Source organism: Streptomyces marokkonensis (assembly GCF_039539045.1).
Lineage (GTDB): Bacteria > Actinomycetota > Actinomycetes > Streptomycetales > Streptomycetaceae > Streptomyces > Streptomyces marokkonensis.
The window spans coordinates 1-9,240 of the sequence record NZ_BAABCQ010000234.1; the positions used below are offsets into that span (position 1 = coordinate 1).

Here is a 9,240-nt window from a genome sequence, read left to right on the forward strand (position 1 = left end):
GGGGGGCGGGGAGAGGTAATTCATCATGTGATGAATACTCCTCCCGGGTGTGGGTCGCGTCAAGCCGTCTCGGGCCCAGGGGCCCTATGGGTCGTCGAAGGGCCAGAGGTCGGCGGGGTCGTCGCGAGCAGGAGGCGGGCGTCGTACGTCTCCTCGACGATTCCGTCCGGGAAGAGGGTCAGTAGGTGGCCGCGCTCCTCGGCCAGAAAGGCCGCGCGGCGTTCCTCCGTGTCGGTCAGGAAGACCGAGTGACTGCCGAGGTTGGCCAGGTGGGTGGCGAGTGGGACGCGGCGGCTCCAGCGGACGTCGCGGTGGGTGAAGCCGAGGCGGCCGGCGGGGTCGGCGACGCGGGCGTCGATGTTCTGCTGTTCGGCGGAGATGTCCAGCCCGAAGTGCCGGTCGGCGCGCTCGGCGGCCGCCGCGATCCACGGCACGTCGAGAGCGCTGGTGTTCCACCACAGTGCCAGCGCGCCGCCCGGGCGCAGCACGCGCAGCGCCTCCGGGACTGCCAGGGCGGGGTCGGTCCAATGCCAGGCCTGGGCGTAGGTGAGGAGGTCGGCGCAGTGGCCGCCGAGGGGAAGGGCGTTTCCGTCGCCCCGCACTATCGACACGCCGGGGAGTGTGCGGCGGAACTCGGCGGCCATGCCGGCGCCGGGTTCGACGGCGATCACGTCGGCGCCGCGCGCGTGCAGGCGTGCGGTGGCGATGCCCGTACCGGCGCCGACGTCCACGACGCGGGAGCCTGCCAGGGGGCGGCCGGTCAGCTCCTCGATCGTGTCGAAGAGGGCGGGCGGGTAGGAGGGCCGGTTGGCGGCGTACTGGGCCGCGGCGGCGTTGAAGGAGAGGGCTCGGGCGGCGTGGGCGGCGGGCCGGGTGGGCCCGGAGGGCACGGGTGTCGTCATACGGCCATGGTGGCCGGGTGGTTCTGGCGCGCAGCCGGTTTTGGGGAAGGAGGGGCGGTCGGCGGGGACCTCGGACAGCTCCTAGCGGCGGCGCTTCTTCGACGGGTTGCCCGAGCGGCGGGTGGTGCGCTTCTCGTAGTCCTCGCGGGCCTTGTCGTACTCGGCACGGTGGAGCTTCTCGCCCGGCGCTTCGGCGAAGGTGCGGAAGAAGTAGGCGAGGAGCGAGCCGACGAAGCCGATGGCCAGCAGGCCGCGGAGGGAGGCCTGACGATCCGGGTCGGGTCGGCTGGTGAAGGCCGACCAGGTGTGGCGGAAGGCCAGGGCGCTGCAGATCGCGAACATCACGATCATCAGCAGCGAGACGAAGCTGCCGATGTCGGCGATCTGGAGGCCCTGGTAGGCGATGCGGAGCACGAAGCAGGCGGCGGCCGCCGCGGCGAGGGAGCCGACGGACAGGCCGGCCCGGCGGGCGGCGTAGCCGTTGTCGTGATTCACCCAGGTCGTGCCGTAGAACCGGATGGGTTCGGGGCGGGGGCCGGCGGGGGGCGTGGAGCCCGCGGGGGTGTCCGGGATGCCGTTCGTACCGTTCTCTGCGCTCACGGGTCGATTATGGCGCCGGGGGTGTCGTGGGCTCCGGGTGGGATGGGAGATGGGGCGTCGCGTGCTAGCAGCGGGGGGCCACGTACCCGTCGCTGCCGGTGCGGATGAACGCGTCGGAGACGTACTGACCACTGCCGATGTTGTCCCAGATGTTCGAGGTGCCGTACGGCCCCGACTCCCGGGTGCCGGACATCTGGCAGTAGATCCGGACGCTGGTGCCCTCGGGCAGGGCCCGGACGACGGAGTAGTCGGTGCCGGGGCCGCTCCGGACGTTCACCCGGTAGCCCGGAGCGACCGGGTAGGTGGCAGCCGCAGTGACTTCCGCAGTCGTCTCCGCGGCGGCAGCCGCGGTCGCCGTCCCGTCCCCGCCCTCGACGTCCGTGATCTGGTCGGCAGACATGGAAGACCTCCCCCGTCGCGCCCCACGAGTGCCGTGGGGTCGCGTTGATTTCCGTGGAACACGCATGAAACCAGCCACGAAACACCAGTTCGCGACTCGCACTTGGAGGCTAGCAAGCCGCCTCGGTCCGGTACGACCCATCGACTAGGCTCCGAAACGTCGCGCGCGGGAACGAACAGCACGGGGGTGGTTCCATGGCGCCGCAGCGGAACGCCGGAGCGGACGCGGAAGCGGAACTTCCGGAGTACGCCGGTCACTACCGTCTGGAGTCCTGTCTGGGCTCGGGTGGCATGGGCGTCGTACATCTGGCCCGGGGCACCTCCGGGATGCGGGTCGCGGTGAAGGTCGTGCACGCCCGTTATGCCATGGACCCCGAGTTCAGAGGGCGGTTCCGGCAGGAGGTGGCCGCCGCGCGGCGGGTGAGCGGGGCCTTCACGGCGCCCGTCGTCGACGCCGATCCGAATGCCGGGCGTCCTTGGATGGCCACCCTGTACATCCCCGGCCCGACGCTCTCCGAGCAGGTGAAGCGGAACGGGCCCATGGACCCGGACCAGTTGCGCCGGCTGATGGCCGGGCTCGCGGAGGCGCTGCGCGACATCCACCGGGTCGGGGTCGTGCACCGTGACCTGAAACCGAGCAACGTACTGCTGGCCGAGGACGGGCCGAAGGTCATCGACTTCGGCATTTCCCGGCCGAAGGACAGCGAGCTGCGCACGGAAACCGGGAAGTTGATCGGTACGCCGCCGTTCATGGCGCCCGAGCAGTTCCGGCGGCCCCGGGAGGTGGGACCCGCGGCCGACGTCTTCGCGCTCGGGTCGCTCATCGTGCACGCGGCGACCGGACGCGGGCCCTTCGACTCCGACAGCCCCTACGTCGTCGCCTACCAGGTCGTACACGACGAGCCCGACCTGACCGGCGTCCCGGAGACACTCGCGCCGCTGGTGCTGCGGTGTCTGGCCAAGGAACCCGGCGACCGGCCCACGCCGGACGAGCTGATGCGGGAGCTGCGGTCGGCGGCGGCGGCGTACGACACGCAGGTGTTCGTACCGGCGTCGCGGACGCGGGCTCAGGTCACGCCGGGGGCCGAGGCTCAGGTCACACCGGGGGCCGAGGCGCAGGTCACGCCGGGGGCCGAGGCGGGCGAGCCCCGGGCCCGGGCCGACGCGCCCCGGGAGCGACCCGCGCGGCGCCTGGGTCGGCGGACGGTTCTGGTGGCCGGGGCGCTCTGTCTCGTCGTGGCCGGCGGGCTGGCCTCGGTCCAGGTGTTCGGCGGCACGGAGCAGACGCGGAAGACCGCCGCCGCACAGAACGCGCCGGGCGGCTTCGGCGAATGGGAGGCGGTGCCCGCCTCTGCGGGCGGCTCAGGCATGCCGCAGTGCTCGTACGGGGCGGAGAGACTGCTGTGCGCGCGGCCGGGTCTGGTCTTCGCCGTCGATCCGGCCGACGGCGGCACCCTGTGGCGGCACGACGTCGCGGGGGCGACCCGGAGCGAACCGCCGGTCGTGTCGGGCGGCCTCGTCCAGCCCTCCCTCGACCGGATCGGGGACCTGGAGGCGTTGGACCCCGCCACGGGAGAGCCGGTGTGGCAGGAGGACATGCCCGAGTACGACGGACTGCGGGCGGTCGGCGACATGCTCCTGCTCACTCGTTCCGACGGCACGGTCACCGGCGTGGACAGCGCCACGGGCGAGGCCAAGTGGTTCCGCCGGATCCCCGGGCAGGCCGTGCCGTACTTCGCGTCGGTCACCGGGGATCCGGGGGATGCGGCGGAACCTGCGGCGTACGCGGCGAGTCCGTCGGCGGACGGGACCGGGACACGGGTCACCGCGGTGGATCCGGCGACGGGGGACGTGCGATGGGACGCGGAGCTCGAGGGGGCGCTGACGCCCGTGGGGGCGGTGGCCGACGGATCCGTGTATCTCCTCGCGGGCGGGACCGTCTACCGGGACGCGCAGGCGGTGGTCCGGTACACGCCCGGCACCGGGGACACCCGCCGGGTGGAGCTGCCCGTGCCGGTCGTGCAGGCGGAGGCCGGTGTGCGCGGGGACACCGTGTACCTCATGGGTGCGGGCGGCTCGCTGGTGGCCGTCGACATGGCGGCGGGAAAGCAGGAGTGGCGCCTGGAGACGGGCGTGAGCCGGGGCTCGGTGCCCGTCTCCGACGGACGGCACGTGTACGTCACCGCACCCGACGGGCGACTGCTCGGCGTCCACGCCCGCGAGGGCGGGCTGCTCGGGCAGACCCGGCCGCGGCTCGGCGCCGGCTCCGACCGCGTCCCCGCGGCACTGCCCGCGCCCGTGCTCGCCGGCGGACACGTCTACGCCGGTGCGCCCGACGGGACCGTGTTCGGCGTGGCGGGGCGGGACCCGGCCGCCTGGTGATCCGGCCCGGTGACACCGTCTGGTGGCCCCGGTGGCCCCGTCCGATGCGCCCGCCCGGTGATCCGGGCCGGTAATCCGTCTGATGCTCCCGCCCGGTCATCCGGGCTGGTGATCCCGGCCGGTGGCCCCGCCCGGTGCCCTGCCGGGCGGGCGGGGCCGACGGGCCCGGCGGTCAGCCCAGCTTGCTGACGTCGCGCACCGCGCCCTTGTCCGCGCTCGTCGCCATCGCGGCGTACGCCTTCAGGGCCGCGGAGACCTTGCGGTCGCGCTTCTTCGGGGCGTACACGCCGTTCAGTGCCTGCTCGCGGCGGGTCAGCTCGGCGTCGTCGACCAGCAGCTCGATCGAGCGGTTCGGGATGTCGATGCGGATCCGGTCCCCGTCCTCGACGAGGGCGATGGTGCCGCCGGCCGCAGCTTCGGGCGAGGCGTGACCGATGGACAGGCCCGAGGTGCCGCCGGAGAAGCGGCCGTCGGTGACCAGGGCGCAGGCCTTGCCGAGGCCGCGGCCCTTCAGGTACGAGGTCGGGTAGAGCATCTCCTGCATGCCGGGGCCGCCCTTGGGGCCCTCGTAGCGGATGACGACGACGTCGCCCTCCTCGACCTGCTGGGTGAGGATCTTCTCGACGGCCTGTTCCTGCGACTCGCAGACGACCGCCGGGCCCTCGAAGGTCCAGATGGACTCGTCGACGCCGGCCGTCTTCACGACGCAGCCGTCGACCGCCAGGTTGCCGCGCAGGACCGCGAGGCCGCCGTCCTTGGAGTAGGCGTGCTCGGTGGAGCGGATGCAGCCGCCCTCGGCGTCCTCGTCCAGGGTGTCCCAGCGCTCGGACTGGGAGAAGGCCTCGGCGGAGCGGACGCAGCCGGGGGCCGCGTGCCACAGTTCCAGTGCCTCGGGGGACGGGGAGCCGCCGCGGACGTCCCAGGTCTTCAGCCAGTCGGCCAGGGACGGGCTGTGGACGGAGTGCACGTCCTCGTTGAGCAGGCCCCCGCGGTGCAGTTCGCCGAGGAGGGCGGGGATGCCGCCGGCGCGGTGCACGTCCTCCATGTAGTACGTGCGGTCCTTGGCGACGTTGGGCGCGACCTTGGCCAGGCAGGGGACGCGGCGCGAGAGGGCGTCCATCTCCGTGAGGCCGAAGGGGACCTCCGCCTCCTGGGCGGCGGCCAGCAGGTGCAGGATCGTGTTGGTCGAGCCGCCCATCGCGATGTCCAGCGCCATGGCGTTCTCGAAGGCCGCGGACGTGGCGATGTTGCGGGGCAGGACCGAGTCGTCGTCCTGCTCGTAGTAGCGGCGGGTCAGGTCCAGCACCGTGTGCGCGGCGTTCTCGTAGAGCGCCTTGCGGGCGGTGTGGGTGGCCAGGACCGAGCCGTTTCCGGGGAGGGAGAGGCCGATGGCCTCGGTCAGGCAGTTCATCGAGTTGGCGGTGAACATGCCGGAGCACGAGCCGCAGGTCGGGCAGGCGTTCTCCTCGATACGGAGGATGTCCGCGTCGGAGATCTTGTCGTTGACCGCCTCCGACATCGCGTCGACCAGGTCCAGGGTGCGGACCGTGCCGTCGACCAGGGTGGCGCGGCCGGACTCCATCGGGCCGCCGGAGACGAAGACCGTGGGGATGTTCAGGCGGAGCGCCGCGTTGAGCATGCCCGGGGTGATCTTGTCGCAGTTGGAGATGCAGATCAGGGCGTCGGCGCAGTGGGCCTCGACCATGTACTCCACGCTGTCCGCGATCAGGTCGCGGGACGGGAGGGAGTAGAGCATGCCGCCATGGCCCATCGCGATGCCGTCGTCGACCGCGATCGTGTTGAACTCGCGCGGGATGCCGCCGGCCGCGACGACCGCCTCGCTGACGATCCGGCCGACCGGGGCGAGGTGCGTGTGGCCCGGCACGAACTCCGTGAAGCTGTTGGCGACCGCGATGATCGGCTTCCGCCCGATGTCCGCGCCGGGTACACCGGAGGCACGCATAAGGGCGCGGGCGCCCGCCATGTTGCGGCCGTGGGTGACTGTGCGGGACCTCAGTTCGGGCATCGTCGCTCGCTCCTTCGGAGGGTATTGACTGTCGTCGAGCGTACGCCGGTCATCCAGGGGCCGGGACAGGGTGTCCGTAATGCGGGATGTGCGTCTCGCCCAGGACGCGTGCGGGACACCTGCAGGACGTGTGCGCAACGCGGTGCGGGGGCCTCAGGGACCGGTGAGGTGTCCCTGTACGACCGGTGCCAGGCGGGCGATGATCCGCTCCGGGTCCGCCGACGCCAGCGGCTCCGCCCTGATCACGTACCGGAGCACCGCGCACCCCACCAGCTGCGCGGCCGCCAGCTCGGCGCGCAGCTCGGCGTCCGGCAGGTCCAGCTGAGCGGCGATGCGGCGCAGCAGCTGGGCGGCGATCAGGCGGCGGAAGACGGCGGCGGCGGTCTCGTTGTTCAGCGCGGAACGGACGATGGCCAGCAGTGGAGTTCGGGTGGCCGGGTTCTCCCAGAGGCCGAAGAAGAAGCGGGTCAGGCGCTCGCCGACCGTGTCGAGAGGGCCGTCGCCGATCGTCTCGGGGGCTGCGAGAGCCGGCGCGAAGGCAACCTCGATGGCCGCCTCGAAAACCTGCTCCTTGGTGCCGAAGTAGTGGTGGACCAGCGCCGGGTCCACGCCTGCCGCCTTGGCGATGCCCCGCACGGACGTCTTCTCGTAGCCGCGCTCGGAGAACTCCTCGCGGGCCGCGGAGAGGATGCGGTCACGGGTGCCGGCGGACTCCGTGCGCGAGGGACGGCCGCGGCGACGGGTCCCGCCGGCGGTGTCGCTCACCGGCGGTGCGCCTTCGTCGCCGGGCCCGGGGGGCCCGAAGACGCCGGCGACGCCAGGTGCAGGCGGGTGAAGGCCAGCGCCTCGGCGAGATCAGCCTCACGCTCTGCGCTGGACATCGCGCGTCGGGTGTTGACCTCGATGACGACGTGGCCGTCGAAACCCGTGTGCGCGAGGTGCTCCAGCACCTCGGCGCAGGGCTGGTCGCCGCGGCCGGGGACGAGGTGCTCGTCCTTGGCGGAGCCCTTGCCGTCGGCGAGGTGGACGTGACCGAGGCGGTCGCTCATACGGTCGAGCATGTCGAGAGCGTCGGTGCGGGACGTGGAGGCGTGACTGAGGTCGATCGTGAAGTGACGGTAGTCGTCCTTCGTCACGTCCCAGTCGGGGGCGTACGCCTGCATCTCGCGGTCGCGGTAGCGCCAGGGGTACATGTTCTCGACGGCGAACCGCACGTCCGTCTCGTCCGCCATCCGCCAGATGCCGCTGACGAAGTCCCGGGCGTACTGCCGCTGCCAGCGGAACGGCGGGTGGACGACGACGGCTGACGCGCCGAGCTTCTCGGCGGCGGCGCGGGCGCGCTGGAGCTTGACCCAGGGGTCGGTGGACCAGACGCGCTGAGTGATGAGCAGGCAGGGCGCGTGCACGGCGAGTATCGGCATCCGGTGGTAGTCGCTGAGTCTGCGCAGCGCGTCGATGTCCTGGCTGACCGGATCGGTCCACACCATGACCTCGACCCCGTCGTATCCGAGGCGTGCGGCGATCTCGAAGGCCGTCGCCGTCGACTCCGGGTAGACGGAAGCCGTCGACAGGGCGACCTTCACGTCCGGGGTTCGGACGACGTCCCTTGGTTCTGCCACGAGGGTCAGGTTACGGGGTGGGGCTGAGTGGGTGCGGGGTGCCCTTTCGCCGTTGTGGTGCGTGCCATACGGCGAGCACGGGATGCGCTTTCGCCACGATGGTGCGTGTCATACGGCGAGCACGGGTGACCGTTCGCCCACCGTGGCGCGTGCCGCACGCCGGATACGGGGTGACCGTTCGCCCACCGTGGCGCGTGCCGCACGCCGGATACGGGGTGGCGCTGCGGCTTGTCGCGACCACGCGGCCAAGTCGCGCATCGTCACGGTCCGCGGCCCTCGCGGGGTGCGTCATCCCTGGCCCATGTGGTCCAGCCGGCGCAGGATCACGCCCTCCCGCAGCGCCCACGGGCAGATCTCCAGGCTCTCCACGTGGAGGAGGTCCATCGCGGCCTCGGCCACCAGGGCGCCGGCCAGGAGCTGGCCCGCGCGGCCCTCGGAGACGCCGGGGAGCTCCGCGCGCTCGGCGCTGGTCATGGCTGCCAGACGGGGCACCCAGGCCTCCAGAGAGGCCCGCTTCAGCTCGCGCTGGACGTAGAGGCCCTCGGCGGAGCGGGCGGCGCCGGTGATGCGGGCCAGCTGCCGGAAGGTCTTGGAGGTGGCGACCACGTGGTCGGGGGCGCCGAAGCGGCTGAAGTCGCCGACCGTGCGGGCGATCTCCGTGCGGACGTGGCGGCGCAGCGCCCTGACGTCGTCCGGGTGGGGCGGGTCTCCGGGCAGCCGGGCGGCGGTCAGCCGGCCCGCGCCGAGCGGCAGCGACACGGCGGTGTCGGGTTCCTCGTCGATGCCGTACGCGATCTCAAGGGAGCCGCCGCCGATGTCGAGGACCAGCAGCTTCCCCGCGGACCAGCCGAACCAGCGGCGGACGGCCAGGAAGGTGAGCCGGGCCTCCTCGGCGCCACTGAGGACCGTCAGCTCGACGCCGGTCTCCTCGCGCACGCGGGCGAGGACGCCGTCCGCGTTGGTCGCCTCGCGCACGGCGGAGGTGGCGAACGGCAGGAGGTCCTCGACGCCCTTGTCCTCGGCGGCCCGGAGCGCGTCGTGGACGACCGCGACCAGCCGGTCGACGCCGTCGGGGCCGATCGCCCCCTCCTTGTCGAGGAGCTGGGCGAGGCGCAATTCCGCCTTGTGCGAATGGGCGGGAAGCGGGCGCGCGCCCGGGTGCGCGTCCACCACCAGCAGATGCACCGTGTTCGAACCCACGTCGAGGACACCGAGTCTCATGTGCGGAACGCTACTGCCGGCGGGCCGGGCGGTGGTGCCGTCATCCGGTTCGGGCGTCTTACCCTGGAGCCGTGCCAAAGACGAAAAAGGC

8 protein-coding genes are annotated in these 9,240 nt (G+C 72.6%); 1 reads left to right on the plus strand and 7 read right to left on the minus strand.

Annotation, left to right across the window (positions count from 1 at the left end; genetic code table 11):
* Positions 1 to 59 precede the first annotated feature (59 nt).
* The 3 genes from ABEA26_RS33300 to ABEA26_RS33310 form a co-directional block, all read right to left on the minus strand.
* The gene (locus ABEA26_RS33300; protein WP_345597429.1) at positions 60 to 902 is read right to left on the minus strand and encodes a class I SAM-dependent methyltransferase; all 843 of its coding nucleotides are present in this window, start codon (positions 900 to 902) and stop codon (positions 60 to 62) included.
* A gap of 81 nt (positions 903 to 983) precedes the next feature.
* Positions 984 to 1,502 carry an EamA/RhaT family transporter gene (locus ABEA26_RS33305; protein WP_345597431.1) on the minus strand — a complete coding sequence of 173 codons (519 nt, stop codon included), beginning with the start codon at positions 1,500 to 1,502 and terminating at the stop codon, positions 984 to 986.
* 64 nt (positions 1,503 to 1,566) lie between these two features.
* Positions 1,567 to 1,902, minus strand: a complete 336-nt coding sequence (locus tag ABEA26_RS33310; RefSeq protein WP_345597432.1) for an SH3 domain-containing protein — start codon at positions 1,900 to 1,902, stop codon at positions 1,567 to 1,569.
* A gap of 194 nt (positions 1,903 to 2,096) precedes the next feature.
* Between ABEA26_RS33310 and ABEA26_RS33315 the strand changes: the two genes are divergently transcribed.
* The gene (locus ABEA26_RS33315) at positions 2,097 to 4,283 is read left to right on the plus strand and encodes a protein kinase domain-containing protein (protein ID WP_345597434.1); all 2,187 of its coding nucleotides are present in this window, start codon (positions 2,097 to 2,099) and stop codon (positions 4,281 to 4,283) included.
* A gap of 172 nt (positions 4,284 to 4,455) precedes the next feature.
* Here ABEA26_RS33315 and ilvD read toward each other — a convergent pair whose 3' ends face one another.
* The 4 genes from ilvD to ABEA26_RS33335 all read right to left on the minus strand — a co-directional run bounded on the left by ilvD (position 4,456) and on the right by ABEA26_RS33335 (position 9,149).
* A complete protein-coding gene (ilvD, locus tag ABEA26_RS33320; RefSeq protein WP_345597436.1) occupies positions 4,456 to 6,309 on the minus strand; it encodes a dihydroxy-acid dehydratase in 1,854 nt (617 codons plus the stop codon).
* Between the two features lie 153 nt (positions 6,310 to 6,462).
* Entirely contained in the window at positions 6,463 to 7,074 is a 612-nt protein-coding gene (locus ABEA26_RS33325) for a TetR/AcrR family transcriptional regulator (protein ID WP_345597438.1), read from the minus strand.
* Positions 7,071 to 7,928, minus strand: coding sequence for a sugar phosphate isomerase/epimerase family protein (locus ABEA26_RS33330; RefSeq protein WP_345597439.1), 858 nt, complete (start codon positions 7,926 to 7,928; stop codon positions 7,071 to 7,073). Before ABEA26_RS33330 ends, ABEA26_RS33325 begins: the two co-directional genes overlap by 4 nt.
* Before the next feature lie 288 nt (positions 7,929 to 8,216).
* Positions 8,217 to 9,149 carry a Ppx/GppA family phosphatase gene (locus ABEA26_RS33335; RefSeq protein ID WP_345597441.1) on the minus strand — a complete coding sequence of 311 codons (933 nt, stop codon included), beginning with the start codon at positions 9,147 to 9,149 and terminating at the stop codon, positions 8,217 to 8,219.
* Between the last annotated feature and the right edge of the window lie 91 nt (positions 9,150 to 9,240).